Source organism: Streptomyces rhizosphaerihabitans, assembly GCF_025399795.1.
Lineage (GTDB): Bacteria > Actinomycetota > Actinomycetes > Streptomycetales > Streptomycetaceae > Streptomyces > Streptomyces rhizosphaerihabitans.
On the sequence record NZ_JAODTZ010000218.1, the window covers coordinates 1 to 306 of the forward strand.

The 306-nt window shown below is 70.3% G+C and carries 1 pseudogene; it reads left to right on the forward strand.

Annotated features, from left to right (window positions below):
- Positions 1–97: 97 nt before the first annotated feature.
- Positions 98–306, forward strand: a pseudogene (locus N4G66_RS45485) (hypothetical protein); the annotation flags it as partial.

Genomic DNA, 306 nt, shown 5'->3' on the forward strand with positions numbered 1-306 from the left:
CTGTTACTCGCTTGGCACCATTCGCTGTGGTGCCGTGCATGGGCCCCCGATAGCGTGTTGCTGCCCTTCTGCACCCCACGCCGCACAGGAGTCCGCCGTGAACCGCCGTTTCCGCCTGCTTGCCACAGCCGCTGCCGGAGCGTCAGCCGCGCTGCTTCTGACCGCGTGCGGCGGGGGTGGCGACGGGCCGAAGGCCAACGACAAGATCGCCGGCGCGGACACGGGGGGTGCGACGTCGGCTGCACCGGGCGCGAGCGCGACGCAGTCCGCTGAGCGACCGAAGATCGAGTTGCCGTCGGATCTGAC